This window comes from Pseudoduganella umbonata (genome assembly GCF_014192225.1).
Taxonomy (GTDB): domain Bacteria; phylum Pseudomonadota; class Gammaproteobacteria; order Burkholderiales; family Burkholderiaceae_D; genus Rugamonas; species Rugamonas umbonata.
In genome coordinates this window covers 486,740-506,783 of sequence record NZ_JACHXS010000004.1, presented here as the reverse complement: position 1 = coordinate 506,783, position 20,044 = coordinate 486,740, and the positions used below count along the sequence as shown (strand labels likewise).

Here is a 20,044-nt window from a genome sequence, read left to right as displayed (position 1 = left end):
TTTCGCGAACCATATCGATCGTGATTACCCGGTCTTTTCATGGACGAGGTATATCGCCAATCAGCCGGTTGATTATTTTTACCGCGGCGGATATTTTATCGGCGCCCCGGCATAATCGCCGGGTTTTTAATGCGCCAGATAAAAATGCTATCCCGACTGACTTCCATATTAATATTTTCAGCGAGTGTTCCGGTCTTTGCGCAGGAAAGCAAGCCGGCCGACCCGCCAGCCGCGCCGCCATCGGAACAGAAACCGATGGCGAAAGTGGAGATCAAGGGTTCGGCCGAGGACTATGATCCGCGCCGCGACGATACGGCCAGCAAGACCGTCATCGGCAGCGAGGAAATCCTGAAATACGGCGACACCAATGTGTTCGACGTATTGAAACGGGCGCCCGGCGTCACCGTGATCGGCAACAGTATCCGCATGCGCGGCCTGGGCGGCAATTACACGCAGATTCTCGTGAACGGCGAACGGCCGCCGCCGGGGTTTTCGCTGGATAACCTGCCGCCGGAACAGATCGATAAAATCGAGGTGATCCGCGCCGGCTCGGCCGAGCATTCGATGCAGGCGATTGCCGGCACGATCAATATCGTGCTGAAGAAAGTGGTGGCGAAGGCGCAGCGCGATATCCGCATCAACACCAGTTATTCGCGCAACCAGCGCAACCTGTTCCTGAACGGCACGATTGCCGACCGTTCGGGCAACCTGTCGTGGTTTGCCAACCCCCTGTTCGGCCGCTTCCTGCTGGATTCGGAGGGCGACGGCTTCGACCGCTTCATCGATCCGGCAGGGGAGGTGACGAAGCTGCGCGAGTTTACGCGTACCTCGACGGGCAACAACACCTTCGTCGGTTTCGCCCCGCGGCTGAACTGGAAGCTGCCGGACGATGGCCAGCTCAATGCCAGCGCCCAGATCGGCGCCAACCGGAACGAATTCAACAATACCACGGCCTATGCCTACCGCATCGGCAGTTTCAACCGCACCGATTACGCCGATTTCAGGACCCGCAACGAAAACCGGGCGCGCAACGCGCAGGGCGAGGTGAACTGGATCACGAAGCTGGCGGGCGGCAGGCTCGATGCCAGGCTGTCGGCTTCGGGCCGCTCCGGGAAGCAGTCGTTGCGCGCGCTCTCCGTGACGGCCGATGGCGCGGCGACATACCGCAACGACAGCGATACCGATGAACACAACATCACCTGGAGCACCACCGGCAAGTACACCCGCACGCTGTTCGAGGGCCACGCGCTGGCCACCGGCTGGGAATACAACCGCCAGCGCAACGACGACGACGTGCTGCGCATCCAGGGGCGCCTGGGCAGCGAGCTTGCGGCCATCCCCGAACGGTTCGAACCGGTGGTGACGCGCTACGCTGGTTATGCGCAGGACGAATGGAACGTGACAAAGGACTGGTCGATGTACTTCGGCGTGCGCTGGGAAGCGATCCGCACCGACAGCGAGAGTACCGGGCTGGCGTCGACGCGCTCGAAGAGCCACGTGCTGAGCCCTGTCGCCCAGACGCTGTACAAGTTTCCGGACAAGAGCGGCCGCCAGCTGCGCGCCGCGCTGACCCGCAGCTACAAGGCGCCGGGCCTGCAGCAACTGACGGGCCGGCGCTTCTATGCGGAAGAAAACTCGCTGTTCACGCCGGACGGCGGCGGCAACCCCGACCTGCAGCCCGAGCTGGCAAACGGTATCGACCTGACGTATGAACACTTCTGGGCGCCGGGCGCGGTGTTCTCGGTCGGCACCTCGCAGCGCCGCATCCGCGACTACATCCGCACGCTGCTGCGGCAGGAAGCCGACGGTCGGTGGATGTGGCGGCCGATCAACAGCGGCAATGCCACCGTGCGCACGCTCGATGTGGAATTGAAGTTCCCGCTAAAGGCGGTGATGAAGGATGCGCCGGGCATCGACCTGCGCGCCGGCGTCAACCGGAACTGGTCGAAGGTCGACAGCGTGCCCGGGCCGGACAACCGCCTGGACGAGCAGATCCCGCTAACGGCGACCCTGGGCATCGACTACAAGGGCGGCGCGCACAGCGCGGGCGCCAGCCTGGCCTACCGGGGCGGCGGCCCGCTGCGGGTGTCGGTGGAGCAGTACCGGCGGCAGTTCCTGCGCCGCGACCTGGAAGCGTACTGGCTGTACAAGTTCACGCCGCGCTACCAGTTGCGCGTGACCGCCAACAATATCCTGGGCGAGGACAGCCACGAATACCAGCGTTACGTGACGGCCGCCGGTACCGAGGAAAACCAGTCGCGCAGGCCGGAATCGGCGCGCATCTCGGCGAACCTGGAGCTGAAGTTCTGACGGCATTCGTCGAGGGTGGCGGCAATGCCCGGAGGGCAATGTTAAAATCTTCGACATCCGACGCGAAGAACAGCCCCATGCCGCAATCCTTCCACAATCTGTACACCCATGATTTCGTCCGCGTCGCGGTGGCCGTGCCGCGCTGCCGCGTGGCCGATCCGCTCTACAACGCTCAGCAGACGATCGCGCTGGCCGAACAGGTCGCCGCCAAGGGCGCCATACTGGCGGCGTTCCCCGAGCTGGGCCTGTCCGCCTACACCTGCGACGACCTGTTCCACCAGCGCGCGCTGCTGGATGCGGTGCAGGTTGCGCTGGGCAATATCGTCGAGGCTTCGATCCGGATTCCCGTGACGATGATCGTCGGCATGCCGCTGCGCGTCGACCACCGGCTGTTCAACTGCGCGGTGGTGGTGCACGGCGGCCGCATCCTCGGCGTGGTGCCGAAGATCTACCTGCCCAACTACAACGAGTTCTACGAGGTGCGGCAGTTCAGCTCGGCCGACGATGCGGTGGCGACGGAAATCGAACTGCTGGGCCAGCGCGTGCCGTTCGGCGCCGACCTGCTGTTCCAGGCCGCCAACCTGCCGCTGCTGCGCTTCCACACCGAGATCTGCGAAGACGTGTGGGTGCCGATTCCGCCATCGTCGTATGCGGCGCTGGCCGGCGCGACCGTGCTGGTGAACCTGTCGGCGTCGAACATCGTCGTCGGCAAATCCGATTACCGGCACCAGCTGGTGGGGCAGCAGTCGGGGCGCTGCATGGCCGCCTACCTGTACTCGTCGGCCGGGCGGGGCGAATCGTCCACCGACCTGTCGTGGGACGGCCAGGCGCTGATCTATGAAAACGGCGAGCTGCTGGCCGAGTCCGAGCGCTTCCAGGACGACTCGCACGTGATCTTTGCCGATGTCGACCTGGAACGGCTGTCGCGCGACCGCATGCGCACCAATACCTGGGGCGACTCGATGCGGCGCCATGCCCAGCAGGTGGCAGCCTTCCGCGTGGTGAAATTCGCCGTCGAGCTGCCGGTGCAGGATGCGCTGCCGCTGCAGCGCAGCGTCGCCCGTTATCCATACGTGCCCGCCAACCCGGCCGTGCGCGACAAGCGCTGCATGGAGGTCTACAGCATCCAGGTGCAGGCGCTGGTGCAGCGGATGGGCGCCATCGGCATGAAGAAGGTGGTGATCGGCATTTCCGGCGGCCTCGATTCGACCCACGCGCTGCTGGTCTGCGCGAAGGCGATGGACCGGCTGGACCTGCCGCGCACGAATATCCTGGCGTACACGATGCCCGGCTTCGCGACGAGCACGCGCACGCTGGAGCAGGCGCGCAAGCTGATGGAATTCGTCGGCTGCACGGCCCACGAGATCGACATCCGCCCCAGCTGCATCCAGATGCTGAAGGACATCGGCCACCCGTATTCGGAAGGCGCCGAGCAGTACGACGTCACGTTCGAGAACGTGCAGGCCGGCGAGCGCACCAGCCACCTGTTCCGGCTGGCGAACCACCACAACGGCATCGTGATCGGCACCGGCGACCTGTCCGAGCTGGCGCTGGGCTGGTGCACGTACGGCGTGGGCGACCACATGTCGCACTACAACGTGAACGCCAGCGTGCCGAAGACGCTGATCTCGCACCTGGTGCGCTGGGTGGCCGAGAGCCGCCAGTTCGGCGAAGGCGACTCGCAGGTGCTGCTGGACGTGGTCAATACCGAGATCAGCCCGGAGCTCGTGCCTGGAAAAGCCAACGACACGGCTCCCGCACAGAGCACGCAGAGCGTGATCGGCCCGTATGAACTGCAGGACTTCAACCTGTACTACACGCTGCGCTTCGGCTTCGCGCCGGCCAAGGTGGCCTTCCTCGCGCTGCACGCGTGGAAGGACCGGTCGAGCGGCGCCTGGCCGGAAGACGCGCACGTGGTGCGCAACCAGTACACGCTGAAGGACATCAAGCAGAACCTGGGCATCTTCCTGCGCCGCTTCTTCCAGAGCCAGTTCAAGCGCACCTGCGTGCCGAATGCGCCGAAGGTGGGCTCGGGCGGTTCGCTGTCGCCGCGCGGCGACTGGCGCGCCCCGAGCGATGCCGAATCGGTGGTGTGGATGGAGAACCTGAAGACCGTGCCGGATGCCTGACACCTGTACCACGATTCCGGGTCGGCGCCTGACCCAACAATTTCTATAAGGAGAATGCCATGAAACAGATTACCGCCATCATCAAGCCGTTCAAGCTCGACGAGGTGCGCGAGGCGCTGGCCGAAGTGAACGTGACCGGCCTGACGGTCACCGAAGTCAAGGGCTTCGGCCGCCAGAAGGGCCATACCGAGCTGTATCGGGGCGCCGAATACGTGGTCGACTTCCTGCCGAAGGTGAAGGTGGAAGTGGTGGTCGACGATGGCGTGGCCGAGCAGGTCGTCGATGCCGTCATCAAGGCCGCCCGCACCGGCAAGATCGGCGACGGCAAGATCTTCGTGCAGAACGTGGAGCAGGTGGTGCGGATCCGCACCGGCGAAACGGGCCCGGACGCGGTTTAAGCAAAACCGGTGACAGACACCTATTTTTCTGGAACAGACGTTGCAAAAAAACCGGTGACAGACACCGGTTTTTTTGCAATGTTTCAGATAAATAAGAGCAGGCGCGGAACATGTTCCGCGAAAACCCTGCTACGACACCGGTTTTAATTACGGCCGGCCCACCCGCAAGTCGAACTTCCACGTCACCAGCCGCAGCACGGTGATCGTCGCCGCGGACGACCACAGCGCAACATCTTCCGATATCTCCACCTGCCGCAGCAGGATATACAGCCAGCAGCCGAAGAATGCGCAGATCGCGTAGGGCTTGCCGTCCCTGAACACCATCGGCACCTCGTTGCAGACGATGTCGCGCAGCACGCCGCCGAAGATCCCCGTGATCACGCCCATCATCGCCGCGATGAAGACCGGCATTTCCGCCGCCAGTGCCTGCGACACGCCGGCCACCGCGAACAGGCCCAGGCCCATCGCATCGGCGATCACGATCAGGCGCTCGGAAACGATGTGCCGCAGGTGCTTCATGAAGGGTGCCACCGCGAGCGCCAGCACGAACAGCAGGATCGTGTATTCCTGGTGCTGCACCCAGAACAGGGGGCGCTTGTCGAGCAGGATGTCGCGCAGCGTGCCGCCGCCGAACGCGGCAATGAAGGCCACGATGATGACCCCCACGATATCCATCCGCTTGCGCCGCGCCTCCACGAACCCCGAAAACGCCCCGACCAGGATGGCGATCACTTCGATGACGGTAACGAGGGAAACGTGGGGAACGATTTTCATGCGGGCTCATCAAGTAATGATGGCCACAGGTTAACAGAATTTGGGGTTCTGCACGGGAAAACCGGTGTCTGACACCGAACGGCCGGTGTCAGACACCAGACCCGCTCGAGCCGCTGGTGTCAGACACCGGCATCATCGGTGTCTGACACCGGTTTTCCCGGGAAAAGCCGTGGTCTGACGTCAGCGTTCGGGCCGCAGGGCGGCCCGCAGCAGCACGATCAGCGCGCCTTCGCCGCCCTCGGCGGCATGGGCCTGGCAGAAGGCGATGACGCCGTCGGTCTGCACCAGCCAGCTGTGCACCATCGATTTCAGTACCGGCTCGCCGCCGCGCGAGCCGAAGCCGCGGCCGTGGATCACGCACACGCAGCGCTGGTTGCGCTGGACCGCCTTGTGCAGGAAGGCGGCCAGGGTTTCGCGGGCGTCGTCGCGGCGCAGGCCGTGCAGGTCCAGTTCATCCTGCACCGGCCAGTAGTTCTTGCGCAGCCGTTTCATCACGTCGCTGCCCACGCCGGGGGCGAGGTAGTTCAGCGACGGTTCTTCTTCCATGTAGTGCTCGACCCCGAACAGGTCGGACAGCGATTCGCGCAGCACGGCCGCGTCGTCGTCCTTCTGTTCGGCCGCCGTCAGCTTGCGCTTCGGAGCAGGGGGCGGCGTGATGACCGGTTTCGGCAACTGCGGCACGTAGCGGTTCGACTCGGGCAGCTTGTTGACGCCCTTCATCGTGGTGCGGAAGATGCTCGCCTCGGCCACGCGCTGCTTTTCGCGCTCGATACGCTCGGCCTCGGCCTTGGCGCGCTCGGCTTCTTCCCTGGCGCGCTCCTCGCCCTTGCCCTTCAGCTGCTGGCCGAGGGCTTTCAGGGCCGCGAAATCTTTCAGGCTGCCTGCCATGCGCATTTCTCCATATCGTTACTCCTGTGCTTCCAGGTAGCGCTGTGCATCCAGCGCGGCCATGCAACCGGTGCCGGCGCTGGTGATCGCCTGGCGGTACACGTGGTCCTGCACGTCGCCGGCCGCGAACACGCCGGGGATCGACGTGGCCGTCGCCATGCCTTCGGTGCCGGCGCGCGTCTTCAGGTAGCCATTGTGCATGTCCAGCTGGCCTTCGAAGATGCCGGTGTTCGGCTTGTGGCCGATCGCCACGAACAGGCCGTGCACGGTGATCTTCGATTGCTCGCCATCGTTGGAGCGCAGGATCAGGCCCGTCACGCCGCTGTCGTCGCCCGTCACTTCATGCAGGTTGTTGTTCAGCTTCAGCTCGATCTTGCCCTCGGCAACCTTGGCCATCAGGCGGTCGACCAGGATCGGCTCGGCGCGGAACTTGTCGCGGCGGTGGATCAGCGTGACCTTGCTGGCGATGTTGGACAGGTACAGCGCTTCTTCGACGGCCGTGTTGCCGCCGCCGATCACGGCCACTTCCTGGCCGCGGTAGAAGAAGCCGTCGCAGGTGGCGCAGGCGGAAACGCCGCGGCCCATGAACGCTTCTTCGGACGGCAGGCCCAGGTACTGGGCGGAGGCGCCGGTGGCGAGGATCAGCGCGTCGGCCGTGTATTCGCCGGCGTCGCCGATCAGGCGGAACGGTTTCTCATCCAGCTTCGCAGTGTGGATGTGGTCGAACACGATCTCGGTATTGAAGCGCTCGGCGTGCTGCAGCAGGCGCTGCATCAGTTCCGGGCCCTGCACGCCCAGCGGATCACCGGGCCAATTTTCCACGTCCGTCGTCGTCATCAATTGGCCGCCCTGTTCGACGCCGGTGATCAGCATCGGCTTCAGGTTCGCGCGTGCCGCATACACCGCGGCGCTGTAGCCGGCGGGGCCGGAGCCAAGGATCAGGACGCGGGCGTGTTTGGTAGTGGTCATGGAAGCTTCTCTGCGAAATGGGGTATAAGCGGGATATAAGCCGAAAACAAGGGCGTGCACCCTATATGGAGGCCTTGCCGAAACGCACAAGTGGTTCCGTCAAGTCGTTCGGTCATCAAAAGCAAGATTATATGCGAACCCCTGCTTTCTTGAATCGGGAGGCCGGAAGCGGCCGGGATGCCTTAAAATAAGCGCAATAGAAACAATTCCCCTGGCGCAACTCGTGACTTGACCGTCTGCGCCCACCCACCGCACCGCATTCACCAAAGCAGCAATGAGCAAAACCACGCAACAGACGAGCACTTCCTACCGTCGCACGGCAACCGAGAGACAACCGTTGCCGAGCCGGCTGGTGCGCCTGCTCTCGGAGGCCCGCTGGCTGGCGCTGGCGTTCGCCTGCCTGTATTTCGTACTGATCCTGGCCAGCTACCACGAGGGCGACCCGGGCTGGTCGCATGCCAGCCTGGTACCCGACGTGAAGAACCTGGGCGGCCGCGGCGGCGCCTGGCTGTCCGACCTGATGCTGTACATCTTCGGTTTCTCGGCCTGGTGGTTCTGTTTCTACCTGGTCCGCTATACGTGGCTCGGCTACCGCCGGCTGACGAACAAGTTCGTACTGGAGAAGGAAGAAGACGAAGAGCACAGCCATGAAGGCATCATCCGGCTGATCGGCTTCGTGCTGCTGCTGACCGGCAGCATGGGCCTGGAATACCTGCGCATGTATTCGCTGCCGGTCGACCTGCCGCGCGCCCCCGGCGGCGTGCTGGGCCAGCTGATCGGCCATGCCGCACACGTGGGGCTGGGCTTCACGGGCGCCACGCTGATCCTGCTGCTGCTGCTGGGCATGGGCATCTCGCTGTTCTTCCATGTGTCGTGGCTGACCGTGGCCGAGCGCATCGGCGCGGGCATCGAGACGGCGATCGAATGGGCCATGCTGCGCTATGAAGACCGGCAGGATCGCCGGCAGGGTGCGGCCGCCACCGTGAAGCGCGAGGAAGTCGTCGTCAAGGAACGCGAGAAGCACGTCGAGAAGCATCCGGAAATCCTGCCGCTGAAGGTGGAGCCGCAGATGGTCGTGGTGCCGAAGGCCGAGCCGGTGGAAAAGCCCGAGCGGGCGCCGAAGGAGAAGCAGCAGACGCTGTTCCCGGAAACCGAGCTGCCGAAGGAAAGGCCGGTGCTGTTCCAGAACATCGAGAACACCGACCTGCCGCCGCTGGCGCTGCTGGACGAGCCGCCGCCCGTGCAGGAAACGGTGTCGATCGAAACGCTGGAATTCACCAGCCGGCTGATCGAGAAGAAACTGTCGGACTTCGGTGTCGAGGCGAAGGTCGTCGCCGCCTATCCGGGCCCGGTCGTCACCCGCTACGAAATCGAGCCCGCCACCGGCGTGAAGGGCAGCCAGATCGTCAACCTGGCGCGCGACCTGGCGCGCTCGCTGTCGCTGACGTCGATCCGCGTGGTCGAAACGATCCCCGGCAAGAACTACATGGCGCTCGAGCTGCCGAACATGAAGCGCCAGATCGTGCGCCTGACCGAGATCCTCGGCTCGAAGGTCTACAACGACAGCGCGTCGGCCCTGACGGTCGCGCTGGGCAAGGACATCGCCGGCAAGCCGGTGGTGGCCGACCTGGCGAAGATGCCGCACCTGCTGGTCGCCGGTACCACCGGCTCGGGTAAATCGGTGGGCATCAACGCGACCATCCTGTCGCTGCTGTACAAGTCCGACCCGCATGACGTGCGCATGATCCTGATCGACCCGAAGATGCTGGAGATGTCCGTCTACGAAGGCATTCCGCACCTGCTGGCGCCGGTGGTCACGGACATGCGCCAGGCCGGCCACGCGCTGAACTGGGCCGTCAACGAGATGGAACGCCGCTACAAGCTGATGTCGAAGCTCGGCGTGCGTAACCTGGCCGGCTACAACGCCAAGATCGCCGACGCAGCCAAGAAGGAACAGCACATCCCGAATCCGTTCTCGCTGACGCCGGATGCGCCGGAGCCGCTGGAAAAGCTGCCGACGATCGTCATCATCATCGACGAGCTTGCCGACCTGATGATGGTGGTCGGCAAGAAGGTGGAAGAGCTGATCGCCCGTATCGCGCAAAAGGCGCGTGCCGCCGGCCTGCACTTGATCCTGGCCACCCAGCGCCCATCTGTGGACGTGATCACGGGCCTGATCAAGGCGAACATTCCGACCCGGATCGCGTTCCAGGTGTCGTCGAAGATCGACTCGCGCACGATTCTCGACCAGATGGGCGCCGAGACACTGCTGGGCATGGGCGACATGCTGTACATGCCGCCCGGTACCGGCCTGCCGGTGCGCGTGCACGGCGCCTTTGTCTCGGACGAGGAAGTGCACCGCGTGGTGGCGCACCTGAAGGAACAGGGCGAACCGAACTACGTGGAAGGCATCCTCGAAGGCGGCACGCTGGAAGGCGAGGGCGGTGGCGAAGGCGCCGTGGCGGGCGAGGGCGGCGGCGAAGCCGACCCGATGTACGACCAGGCCGTGCAGGTGGTGCTGAAGAACCGCCGCGCGTCGATCTCGCTGGTGCAGCGCCACCTGCGCATCGGCTACAACCGCGCGGCGCGCCTGCTGGAACAGATGGAGCAGAGCGGCGTGGTATCGGCCATGCAGTCGAACGGCAACCGGGATATCCTCGTGCCGGCGGCTTCCGCCGAATAACGACGGAAGCAAGAGCGGAAATAAGAACAGAACCAAGGACGGAAATGGCAAAACAGCATATCAATCGGTTTATCCTGGCCGCGGCGTTCGCGGTGTCGTTCGCCGGTGCCGCGCATGCCGCCGCGCTGGACCAGTTCAAGTCGTTCGTGGGCTCGACCAAGTCGGCCCGGGGCGAATTCACGCAGACGATGACGAAGAACGTCGACGGCGCGAAGAAGACATCGGCGCCGTCCACCGGCACCTTCGTGTTCGCCCGCCCCGGCAAATTCATCTGGACTTACCAGAAGCCGTACGAGCAGGTGCTGCAGGCCGATGGCGAGCAGCTGTTCATCTACGACAAGGACCTGAACCAGGTCACCGTGAAGCAGCTGGGCGATGCGCTGGGCTCGTCGCCGGCGGCGATCCTGTTCGGTTCCAACGACCTGGAGAAGAATTTCACGCTGACCGAGGGTGGTGCGCGCAACGGCCTGGAATGGCTGAAGGCCGTGCCGAAAGCCAAGGACAGCAGTTTCGAACTGATCTCGATCGGCCTGAAGAACGGCCAGCCGGAAGCGATGGAGCTGACGGATAATTTCGGCCAGGTGTCCACGCTGGCGTTCCGCAAGTTCGAGAAGAACCCGTCGCTGGGCAGCACCGCGTTCCGGTTCGACGTGCCGAAGGGCGCCGACGTCGTCAAACAGTAATTGAACATTAATTGAGCAGGCAACCCGTGGCCGATCTCTTTTCCACCGAGCCCCGCCAGCCGCTGGCCGAGGCGCTGCGCCCGAAAACGCTGGACGAGGTGATCGGCCAGGGTCACCTGCTGGGCGAGGGCAAGCCGCTGCGCCTGGCGTTCCAGGCCGGCAAGCCGCACTCGATGATCCTGTGGGGCCCGCCCGGCGTAGGCAAGACCACGCTGGCGCGGCTGACCGCCAACGCCTTCGATTCGGCGTTCATCGCGCTCTCCGCCGTGTTCGCGGGCGTAAAAGACATTCGCGCGGCGATGGAACAGGCGCAGCAGAACCTGGACCAGTTCGGCCGCCACACGATCCTGTTCGTCGACGAGATCCACCGTTTCAACAAGGCACAGCAGGATGCGCTGCTGCCGTTCGTCGAATCGGGCCTGGTGACGTTCATCGGCGCGACGACGGAAAACCCCAGCTTCGAAGTCAACTCGGCATTGCTGTCGCGCGCCCAGGTGTACGTGCTGAAATCGCTGACGGATGCGGAGATGCGGCAACTGCTGGAGAAGGCCCGCTCGTCGGCCTTGCCGGGCCTGTCGTTCGACGACGTGGCCATCGACACGCTGGTCGGCTTCGCCGACGGCGATGCGCGCCGTTTCCTGAACCTGCTCGAGCAGGCCGACACCGCCGCGCGCTCGGCACGCATCACGCACATCGACGCGAAGTTCGTCGAGAACGCGATGACCCTGAACGCGCGCCGTTTCGACAAGGGCGGCGACAATTTCTACGACCAGATCTCGGCGCTGCACAAGTCCGTGCGCGGCTCGCACCCCGACGCGGCGCTGTACTGGTTCTGCCGCATGATCGACGGCGGCGCCGACCCGCGCTACCTGGCGCGCCGCATCGTCCGCATGGCGTGGGAAGACATCGGCCTGGCCGATCCCCGCGCGCTGACGATCGTCAACGATGCCGCCGAAACGTATGAGCGGCTGGGCTCTCCCGAGGGCGAGCTGGCGCTGGGCCAGGCCGTGGTTTACCTCGCCATCGCCGCCAAGAGCAATGCCGGCTACAACGCCTTCAACGCCGCCATGGCGTTCGTGAAAAAGGACAAGTCGCGCGAAGTGCCGGTCCACCTGCGCAACGCACCGACGAAGCTGATGAAGGAACTGGGCTACGGGCACGAGTACCGCTATGCCCACGACGAGCCGAACGCCTATGCGGCCGGCGAGACCTACCTGCCGGACGGGATTCCCGAGCCGCGCTGGTACAAGCCGGTACCGCGCGGGGTGGAGTCGAAGATCGCGGAAAAGCTGGCGTGGCTGCGCGAGCTGGACCGGCAGGCGGGGCGAGAGTAAGCCTGATCAGGCCGTGGCGCGCTGCTGGCGGCGGCGTGCCCAGCCGATCATCGCCAGCCCGGCGCCGAGCATGGCATACGTTGCCGGTTCCGGTACCGGGGTGAGGAGCACCGAATGGCAGGTGTCCTCCCGGCAGCCCTGGCCGACGATCTGCCCGAGCGAGTTCATGCCGTCGACGGAAGCGAATGTACTCCATCCCGCTTCAGTCACGAGATCGTCCAGCCGATACGTTTCGCCATTGAGCATCGCCACCACGGCGTACAGACTGTTATGGGTGTTGTAGCCCACCGCGTAACCGCTCGGATCGATGCCGGCAATGTAGCCGATATCGTATGGATAGCTGACCACGCCATCCTTGAGGAAGTAGCTGGCGGCGCCGCCGAATTCATCGGTCGCATAAGCGCCGACATAAGCGCCGTCGGGCTGGAATCCGGAGACCAGCAGGTTGTTCGGTGTCTCCAGCTTGGTCATCGCACCGTTTTCATAGATGAAGTTGTACCAGGTGCCGCTGCCATACTGCGACTTGCCGAGGATGCGGCCGGCGTCGTCGATGTCCGATATGCTGCTGTTCCTGCCGCCGAGCGTGCCGATGTCGACCATGCCGCTGCCGGTGGTGTAGATGAAGCCGTGTTCATCGCCATTCGCCAGCCGCGAGGAGCCGAGCACCGTGCCGTTGTCGGTGATGCCGTAAGCCGAGCTGTAATTGCCGCCGAGCGTGCCCAGGTCGGTCATCTTGCCGTCGCTGTAAAGGAAGGCATGCGATGTGTTCCCGACGCCGGTCTCCGAATCGCCGACGACCTGGCCGAGATTGTTGATGCCGTTCGGTCTGCTTAATGCGCCACCCAGCGTTCCCAGCAAAGTCTGCTTGTTGCCGTCGAGGATCGCGGCGACGGTTCTGCCATTTCCGGCGTGCATCTGAAGGATCTGGCCGTTGTCGTTGATGCCCAGCGCGCCGTCATTGAAGGGCAGGATATCGACACGGAACCTGGGTGGCTCGGCGGCCACGGCGGCGCTGCTGAGCAGCGACAGGGAAATAGCAAACAGGGAAATGCGCATTTTTTCTCCAGTTTAAGGCGCCGGACCATCCGGCTCGCACCGATCATAAGCAGTCCCTGGGGAAGATGCAATTTTGATATTAACTATCGAATGGCAATCGACCGGATGCCCATCGCGTCATTTTTGCTGGCCGATCAGCTCATGAGGGAGCTTCCCGACCCGCCGATCATGGCCATGTCGGTACATGCTATATTTCCTGCAATTCTTATAGGGATAGTGACCACATGAGCGTGATCCATATCGACGGCGTCCCGGTAAGCATCGACGGCACCGGCCCCGACACCATCCTGATGCTGCACGGCTGGCCCGACACCGCTGCCATGTGGGAGCCGCAGGTGGCGGCGCTCTCTCCATACTTCCGCTGCGCGCGCTTCACATGGCCCGGCTTCGAGACCGGCGCACCCCGCAAGGAGCATTCGCTGGATGAACTGATCGCGCTGTGCGAGCAGGTCGTGCGCGAAGTCAGCCCCGGCAGGGCGGTCACGCTGCTCGTGCACGACTGGGGCTGCGTGTTCGGCTACCAGTTCGCCCAGCGTCACCCGGAACACGTGGCGCGCGTGATCGGCGTGGACATCGGCGATGGCGGCTCGAAGGCGCACCTCGACGAGATCGGCCTGAAGGGCAAACTGGGCATCGTGGCGTACCAACTGTGGCTGGCGGCGGCGTGGAAGATCGGCGGCGGCATCGGCGAATCGATGACGCGCTCGTTCGCGAAGAAGGCGCGCGTGCCGGTGGCGCCCGAGGCGCTAACGCCGGAAAAGAACTACCCGTACTACTCGACCTGGACCGGCAAGTACAAGGCCATGAAGCCGTTCCGGCCAGCGTGCCCGATGCTGTTCATCTACGGCACGCGCAAGCCGTTCAATTTCCACTCGTCCGCATGGGCCGCCGAGCTGAAGTCCAAGGCGGGCTGCCAGGTCGTGGCGATGGACACCGATCACTGGCCGATGCTGCGCCAGCCTGCGCTGTTCAACGACACGGTGATCGGCTGGCTGCGCGCGGATGCGCATGCCGGTCTCCCGGCCGCCGCGCCCTGAAGCTGCATGCGACACCCGGACAGCGCGGTCAGGCCAGCCAGCTGCGTCGTGGCCGGGCCGTCCAGCCAACGAATGCGAGGCCGGCAGCAAGCATGGCCCAGGTCGTCGGTTCAGGCACCGCAGCCAGCGGGTCCAGGCGGATCGCGTAGCAGCCGCCTCCCAGGATGCAGCCGGTTCCGCTGATCTGGCCGGCATCGTTGATGTCCAATAAGGAGCTCCACGTCAGGTTGTCCGGATCGTCGACCAGCTGCTCGATGCTGTAGGCGCTGCCGTCGGGCAAGCCCAGCTGGCCGATATTGTTGGTGTCAAAATCGGTTCCCAAGGCCAGTCCGCTGGCGTTCATGGCCGTGATACTGCCGAGGTGGTAGGGCGTTTCCACCACGCCGTCGCGGAACACGATAGCATCGCTGGTCCCAAGGTTAGGCTTGGGACGGTAGCCGTAATAACCGCCATCGGGCGCGAACCCGGTCAGGGTCATGCCGGCGCCGAGGAAGGTCATGGCGCCGTTTTCATATACGAAGTTGTTCCACGTGCCGGTGGCATCCTCTGCCTGTCCCAGGATGCGCCCGTCGTCGTGGATCGCCTTGACCGTGCTGGGCCGGAGGCCCGGCATACCGATGTCGACCATGCCACCGGCTTCCGTATAGACGAAGCCGCGCTCGAGCCGGTACCCTGCCACGTAGGTCCCGATCACGGTGCCGGCATCATTGATACCGATGGCCGTGCTGCCGGCACCGCCGATTGCCGTCATGACGTTGTCTTTCCATATGAACGCCCGCACCTGATCGTTCGAATCCCGGGAACCGCCAACGACCGTATGGCTGCTGTTGATGTCATACCCGTAACTGGTGCGGCCGCCCAGCGTGCCCAGCATCGTTTGCTGCACGCCGTCCGTCACGATGGGGCGGCTGTCGTTCCAGTTCGATTGCGACAGCAGGACAGTGCCATTGCTGGCGATGGCAGTGGCGTACCAGTCATTGCTGCTCAGGATGACGAATTCATACTTCGGCGTGCTTGCCGCCAAAGCGGAAGCGGACAACGTCAATAGTACACATGCAGTGGCCAAGTTTCGCATTTCCATCTCCCGGTTGCCGGGCCGGCGACCCGGTCCAACCAGCATAGTCCATCGCCGCAGGAAAGTCGCTTCCGGTCACAGGCATTCTGCGCCGGGGTGATGCGTTAGCTGTACCATTCCAGACCTGTGTCCCTGCCGTACAGGCCGGGGCATCCACGACAAGAAACGTACTCACGCACAAGGAACGTACTCATGCATTACCTGCTGACTTATGAACTGGCCGACGACTACCTGCAGCGCCGCGGCGAGTTCCGCGACGAACACCTGAAACTGGCCTGGGACGCCGTCGAACGCGGCGAACTGCTGCTGGCCGGCGCGGCCGGCGAGCCGATCGACGTTGCCCAGCTCGTCTTTACGATCGATGCGCCGGCCATTGCCGAAGCGTTCGCCGTGGCCGATCCGTATGTGAAGCATGGCCTGGTCAGGCGCTGGACGGTGCGCAAATGGCACACCGTCGTTGGCGAACTGGCCAGCACGCCGGTGCGCTGAGCACGCGGTACCCGTTGCCGGGAAGGGGGCCTGGCGAGCTCCTAAGCAGCGCGGATGGTCTCCAGCACCTCTGCCAGGCGCTGGAAATCCACCGGCTTGACCAGGTGGTGGTCGAAGCCCGCGTCGAGCGCCGCGAGCCGCTCCCGTTCCTTGCCGTAGCCCGTCACCGCGATCAGGACCGTGCGCGCGGTTTCCGGTTGCTGCCTCAACCGGAGGGCCAGTGCATTGCCGTCCATGCCCGGCAAGCCGATGTCGAGCAGGCACACGTCGGGACGCAGCGTGCGGCTGCTGGCGCCTGCCATCATGATGGCCACCGGAGCATCCGTGCCATGCCGGCGGATCGGCACGGCGAATGCCGCGTCGGGTGCCTCGTCGTACGGTCCGCAGCGCTGCATGCCGATCCGGTCGCGCAGCCGTGGCACCTGGATCGCCGTCATGGCGTGCATCAGCTCCGCGACGGGCCAGCCGCCCGGCTGGTCGATCGACAGCACCGGCGGCGCAAACGTGGCGCCGCTATCGATGCCGTGATGGCCATGCAGGCGATACTGCGGGGCCGGCTGGTCGACGGTCGCCGGATCGGGTTCGTACAGCAGCATGAACGGCACGTCGAACTCGAAGGCGGCGAGCGTGTCGACGGTCAGCCGGAAGACCTCGTCGGTGGTGGTGGCCTGCGCCAGGCGCGCGGTCAGGTCGCGCACGGCGCGCGTGCGGCGTTCGCCCACCATGGTCGCCGTGGTTTCCGTTACCGGATGAAACAGGCCGCCGATGCCGCCGGTCTCGTCGCGGATCGGGCTCAGCGAGAAAGTAAAGAAGGTCTCTTCCAGGTAGCCGTTCCGGAACAGGAACATGCGCACGTTTTCCAGGAACGACGTTTCGCCGTTGCGGGCCCGTTCGAACGGGTCGCCGATGGCGGGCCAGGCCGATGCCCGGCATTCCTTGTAATCCATCCCCAGCGAGGCGGGGTGCTTCTCGCCGCACACGATGCGGTAGCCGTCGTTGTAGATCTGCACATTGCGTGGCCCCCAGATGATATTGATGGGGAAGCTCGATGCCAGGCACAGGCTGACCGTCGTGCGCAGGCTCTGCGGCCAGCCTTCGATCGGCCCCAATGGCGAGTTGGTCCAGTCCAGCGAGCGGATCAGTATTGCCATGTCGCTGCCGCCATCGAGAAAGCTGGCATCTCCGCCTCGCTGGTCAGGCACGGAAGCGGGGGCGCGGGCGGAGTCGGAATTCATCACGTTATGGCTGGTCAGGTAGGTGATTCCTGAGTGTGACGACAAGTCACTTGCCTGCACGCACGATTGCCGGTGCCGGCTGCATGCCGTGCCCCGCGAAGTTTGCTGACTGTGGCTTGATTTCCATCAGGCTGTTTCCTTGTGCCGGCTCAACTGGCGTCGGTCGGCGTGGCCTAACCTGTGATCCTCGTCAAACGAGGATTTGCCCTGTCGCAGCGCATTTCATGCCGCGTTTTTTGCGCTTCATCGCACGCGGATGGCAACGCAGACCGCCTGTAGGTACAGTGCAAACATCCCGGGACGCCTTGTGACACCAGCCAAAACCAACCACCATCGGAGCCCATCATGAACGCAATGAAACACATGGAAGCCATCTTCTTCACCGTCGCCGCCATCGGCATCGGCGCAGTCTTCGCCACCAGCGAACCCCAGCCGCTGGTCGTGGCCGCCGAGCGTCCGCTGTTCATCCATCCGGACGTGCAGATGCCGGTCGTGACGGTTGCCGCCAAGCGCCTGAGCGCCGCCGAAAAAGCCGAGCTGATGTAATGCGGCCGGCCCGGCAGGGCCACGCCGCGAGGGCGTAAAACTCCTGGGAAGGTGCGTCGTCTTGGTACAATTGCGGTTTCGACATTCGCCGCGTTTGCCATGATTGACATCCAACTTCTCCGTAAAGACATCGACACCGTGGCCGCCCGCCTGGCGACCCGCAAGTTCCAGCTGGACGTTGCCGGATTCACCGCCCTGGAATCCGAGCGCAAGGCGATCCAGACGCGTACCGAGGAACTGCAGGGCAAGCGCAATGCGCTGTCCAAGCAGATCGGCATGTTGAAGGGCAAGGGAGAAGACACCTCCGCCGTGATGGCGGAAGTAGCCGGCATCGGCGACGAGCTGAAGAACAACGAAGGCGCGCTCGCCGCCCTGCAGCACAAGCTTCAGGCTTTTCTGCAAGCCGTTCCGAACCTGCCGCATGAATCGGTGCCGGTCGGTACCGACGAATCGGGCAACGTGGAAGTACGCAAGATCGGCACGCCGCGCAGCTTCGACTTCGAGGTGAAAGACCACGTGGACGTCGGCGCCGCGCTGGGCCTGGACTTCGACACCGCGACCAAGCTGACCGGCTCGCGCTTCTCCGTCATGAAGGGAGGCATCGCGCGCCTGCACCGCGCGCTCGCCCAGTTCATGCTCGACACGCACACCGACAAGCACGGCTACACCGAGTGCTACACGCCCTACATGGTCAACGCCGAGTCGCTGCTCGGCACCGGCCAGCTGCCGAAATTCGAAGCCGACCTGTTTTCGGTGAAGAAGGGCGGCGTCGAAGGCGAGGGCGAGACCTTCTACCTGATCCCCACGTCGGAAGTGACGCTGACGAATACCGTGCGCGACGAAATCATCGCGGCCGACGCGCTGCCGCTGAAGATGACGGCGCATACGCCATGCTTCCGCTCGGAAGCGGGCAGCTACGGCCGCGACACGCGCGGCATGATCCGCCAGCACCAGTTCGATAAAGTCGAGATGGTGCAGATCGCCCACCCGGACGCTTCGTACCAGGCGCTGGACGAAATGGTGGGCCACGCCGAAGCGATCCTGCAGGCGCTTGGCCTGCCGTACCGGGTGCTGTCGCTGTGCACCGGCGACATGGGCTTTGGCGCCGCGAAGACCTTCGACCTGGAAGTATGGCTGCCGGCGCAGAACACCTACCGCGAAATCTCGTCGCTGTCGAACTGCGAAGCGTTCCAGGCCCGCCGCATGCAGGCCCGCTTCCGCAATGCGCAGGGCAAGCCGGAACTGGTGCACACGCTGAACGGCTCCGGCCTGGCCGTGGGCCGCACGCTGGTGGCCGTGCTGGAAAACTACCAGCAGGCCGATGGCAGCGTGGAAATCCCGGAGGTCCTGCGCGGCTACATGGGCGGTCTTACGCACCTGAAAGCTTCGCAGTGAAAACCTGAGTTCGGCTTTTGAAAATAGCCCTTCCATTTTCTTTTTGGGCTGGCTATAATCTTGCCTTCTCGCAGCGATGTGGGAAAAGGAGAGGTGGCAGAGTGGTCGAATGTACTTGACTCGAAATCAAGCGATGGTGCAAATCATCCGTGGGTTCGAATCCCACCCTCTCCGCCATGAATAAACAAAAACGGCCTTCCCTGCGGAAGGCCGTTTTTGTTTATTCGGACGGAGAGGGTGGGATTCGAAGACCACGCGCCTGCAGGCGCGGGGGCTCTCCGAATCGCCCATCTGCTGGCGCTTCAGCGCCAGCTTCGCGCGCCGAGGGCGCGCGGCGCATGCGTCGTCTATATCGGCCACCCCTGCGGGTGGCTTTTTTTGTTTATTCGGACGGAGAGGATGGATTCGAAGACCACGCGCCTGCAGGCGCGGGGGCTCTCCGAATCGCCCATCTGCTGGCGCTTCAGCGCCAGCTTCGCGCGCCGAGGGCGCGCGGCGCATGCGTCGTCTATATCGGCCACCCCTGCGGGTGGCCTTTTTTATTTATTCGGACGGAGAGGGGGGGCGCCGAGGGCGCGCGGCGCATGCGTCGTCTATATCGGCCACCCCTGCGGTATATCCGAAAGACCCATGCCGCTCTGATGCTGAAATACGCGCGACTGCTTCAATCAAATTGCACCTTTGATTTGACGCAACTTCGGTGCTGCTATAGAATCATGCCTCTCGTGTTGCAACGGATCTTTTCTGTGCCGCACGGGGATGCAGGGCGCCGAGTCAGCGTGCTGCAGGTACCACCAGGAGAGGTGGCAGAGTGGTCGAATGTACTTGACTCGAAATCAAGCGATGGGGCAACCCATCCGTGGGTTCGAATCCCACCCTCTCCGCCATGAATAAACGAAAACGGCCTTCCCTGCGGAAGGCCGTTTTTGTTTATTCGGACGGAGAGGGTGGGATTCGAAGACCACGCGCCTGCAGGCGCGGGGGCTCTCCGAATCGCCCATCTGCTGGCGCTTCAGCGCCAGCTTCGCGCGCCGAGGGCGCGC

Annotated in this window: 16 protein-coding genes and 2 tRNA genes; 12 read left to right on the top strand and 6 right to left on the bottom strand. The window is 64.1% G+C overall.

All coding sequences use genetic code 11. The features are described from left to right. The first annotated feature begins 255 nt into the window (after positions 1-255). The 3 genes from FHS02_RS13985 to FHS02_RS13975 all read left to right on the top strand — a co-directional run bounded on the left by FHS02_RS13985 (position 256) and on the right by FHS02_RS13975 (position 4,837). Positions 256-2,310: a TonB-dependent receptor plug domain-containing protein gene (locus tag FHS02_RS13985; RefSeq protein WP_175424945.1), complete on the top strand. Its 2,055-nt coding sequence runs from the start codon at positions 256-258 to the stop codon at positions 2,308-2,310. Between the two features lie 77 nt (positions 2,311-2,387). After that, on the top strand, positions 2,388-4,439 hold the full coding sequence (locus FHS02_RS13980) for an NAD(+) synthase (RefSeq protein ID WP_137316973.1): 2,052 nt from the start codon (positions 2,388-2,390) through the stop codon (positions 4,437-4,439). 59 nt (positions 4,440-4,498) lie between these two features. Continuing rightward, the gene (locus FHS02_RS13975) at positions 4,499-4,837 is read left to right on the top strand and encodes a P-II family nitrogen regulator (RefSeq protein ID WP_131146791.1); all 339 of its coding nucleotides are present in this window, start codon (positions 4,499-4,501) and stop codon (positions 4,835-4,837) included. Between the two features lie 147 nt (positions 4,838-4,984). Here the strand turns inward: FHS02_RS13975 and FHS02_RS13970 are convergent, their stop codons facing one another. The 3 genes from FHS02_RS13970 to trxB all read right to left on the bottom strand — a co-directional run bounded on the left by FHS02_RS13970 (position 4,985) and on the right by trxB (position 7,468). Then, on the bottom strand, positions 4,985-5,611 hold the full coding sequence (locus tag FHS02_RS13970; protein WP_137316974.1) for a trimeric intracellular cation channel family protein: 627 nt from the start codon (positions 5,609-5,611) through the stop codon (positions 4,985-4,987). Between the two features lie 180 nt (positions 5,612-5,791). Further along, positions 5,792-6,499, bottom strand: a complete 708-nt coding sequence (locus tag FHS02_RS13965) for a Smr/MutS family protein (protein WP_137316975.1) — start codon at positions 6,497-6,499, stop codon at positions 5,792-5,794. Positions 6,500-6,517: 18 nt separating this feature from the next. Next, the gene (trxB, locus tag FHS02_RS13960) at positions 6,518-7,468 is read right to left on the bottom strand and encodes a thioredoxin-disulfide reductase (protein WP_137316976.1); all 951 of its coding nucleotides are present in this window, start codon (positions 7,466-7,468) and stop codon (positions 6,518-6,520) included. Between the two features lie 274 nt (positions 7,469-7,742). On the opposite strand from trxB, the gene FHS02_RS13955 reads away from it, so the two are divergent. From FHS02_RS13955 to FHS02_RS13945, 3 genes are read left to right on the top strand one after another with little or no spacing between them, the layout of a single operon-like run. Next, a complete protein-coding gene (locus tag FHS02_RS13955; protein ID WP_137316977.1) occupies positions 7,743-10,151 on the top strand; it encodes a DNA translocase FtsK in 2,409 nt (802 codons plus the stop codon). Positions 10,152-10,195: 44 nt separating this feature from the next. Then, on the top strand, positions 10,196-10,834 hold the full coding sequence (gene lolA / locus FHS02_RS13950) for an outer membrane lipoprotein chaperone LolA (protein WP_137316978.1): 639 nt from the start codon (positions 10,196-10,198) through the stop codon (positions 10,832-10,834). Between the two features lie 26 nt (positions 10,835-10,860). After that, positions 10,861-12,168, top strand: a complete 1,308-nt coding sequence (locus FHS02_RS13945) for a replication-associated recombination protein A (protein ID WP_137317777.1) — start codon at positions 10,861-10,863, stop codon at positions 12,166-12,168. Between the two features lie 6 nt (positions 12,169-12,174). Here FHS02_RS13945 and FHS02_RS13940 read toward each other — a convergent pair whose 3' ends face one another. Beyond that, the gene (locus FHS02_RS13940; protein ID WP_137316979.1) at positions 12,175-13,224 is read right to left on the bottom strand and encodes an HAF repeat-containing PEP-CTERM protein; all 1,050 of its coding nucleotides are present in this window, start codon (positions 13,222-13,224) and stop codon (positions 12,175-12,177) included. A 224-nt stretch (positions 13,225-13,448) separates the two neighbouring features. On the opposite strand from FHS02_RS13940, the gene FHS02_RS13935 reads away from it, so the two are divergent. Continuing rightward, positions 13,449-14,261 (top strand): alpha/beta fold hydrolase, encoded by an 813-nt coding sequence (locus FHS02_RS13935; RefSeq protein ID WP_137316980.1) that lies wholly within the window; start codon positions 13,449-13,451, stop codon positions 14,259-14,261. Between the two features lie 28 nt (positions 14,262-14,289). Here the strand turns inward: FHS02_RS13935 and FHS02_RS13930 are convergent, their stop codons facing one another. Continuing rightward, positions 14,290-15,327, bottom strand: a complete 1,038-nt coding sequence (locus FHS02_RS13930) for a PEP-CTERM sorting domain-containing protein (RefSeq protein ID WP_175424946.1) — start codon at positions 15,325-15,327, stop codon at positions 14,290-14,292. A gap of 201 nt (positions 15,328-15,528) precedes the next feature. Between FHS02_RS13930 and FHS02_RS13925 the strand changes: the two genes are divergently transcribed. Next, positions 15,529-15,825: a YciI-like protein gene (locus tag FHS02_RS13925; protein ID WP_137316981.1), complete on the top strand. Its 297-nt coding sequence runs from the start codon at positions 15,529-15,531 to the stop codon at positions 15,823-15,825. Between the two features lie 41 nt (positions 15,826-15,866). On the opposite strand, the gene FHS02_RS13920 is transcribed toward FHS02_RS13925, so the two are convergent. Continuing rightward, positions 15,867-16,976 (bottom strand): response regulator, encoded by a 1,110-nt coding sequence (locus FHS02_RS13920; protein WP_229430076.1) that lies wholly within the window; start codon positions 16,974-16,976, stop codon positions 15,867-15,869. A gap of 429 nt (positions 16,977-17,405) precedes the next feature. Between FHS02_RS13920 and FHS02_RS13915 the strand changes: the two genes are divergently transcribed. The 4 genes from FHS02_RS13915 (at position 17,406) to FHS02_RS13900 (ending at position 19,888) form a co-directional block, all read left to right on the top strand. Next, entirely contained in the window at positions 17,406-17,606 is a 201-nt protein-coding gene (locus FHS02_RS13915) for a hypothetical protein (protein ID WP_137316983.1), read from the top strand. Positions 17,607-17,705: 99 nt separating this feature from the next. After that, complete coding sequence (gene serS, locus FHS02_RS13910) at positions 17,706-19,001, top strand: serine--tRNA ligase (protein ID WP_137316984.1); 1,296 nt, start codon at positions 17,706-17,708, stop codon at positions 18,999-19,001. 87 nt (positions 19,002-19,088) lie between these two features. After that, positions 19,089-19,178, top strand: a tRNA-Ser gene (locus tag FHS02_RS13905). Positions 19,179-19,798: 620 nt separating this feature from the next. Next, positions 19,799-19,888: transfer RNA gene (locus tag FHS02_RS13900), tRNA-Ser, on the top strand. Positions 19,889-20,044: the final 156 nt, after the last annotated feature.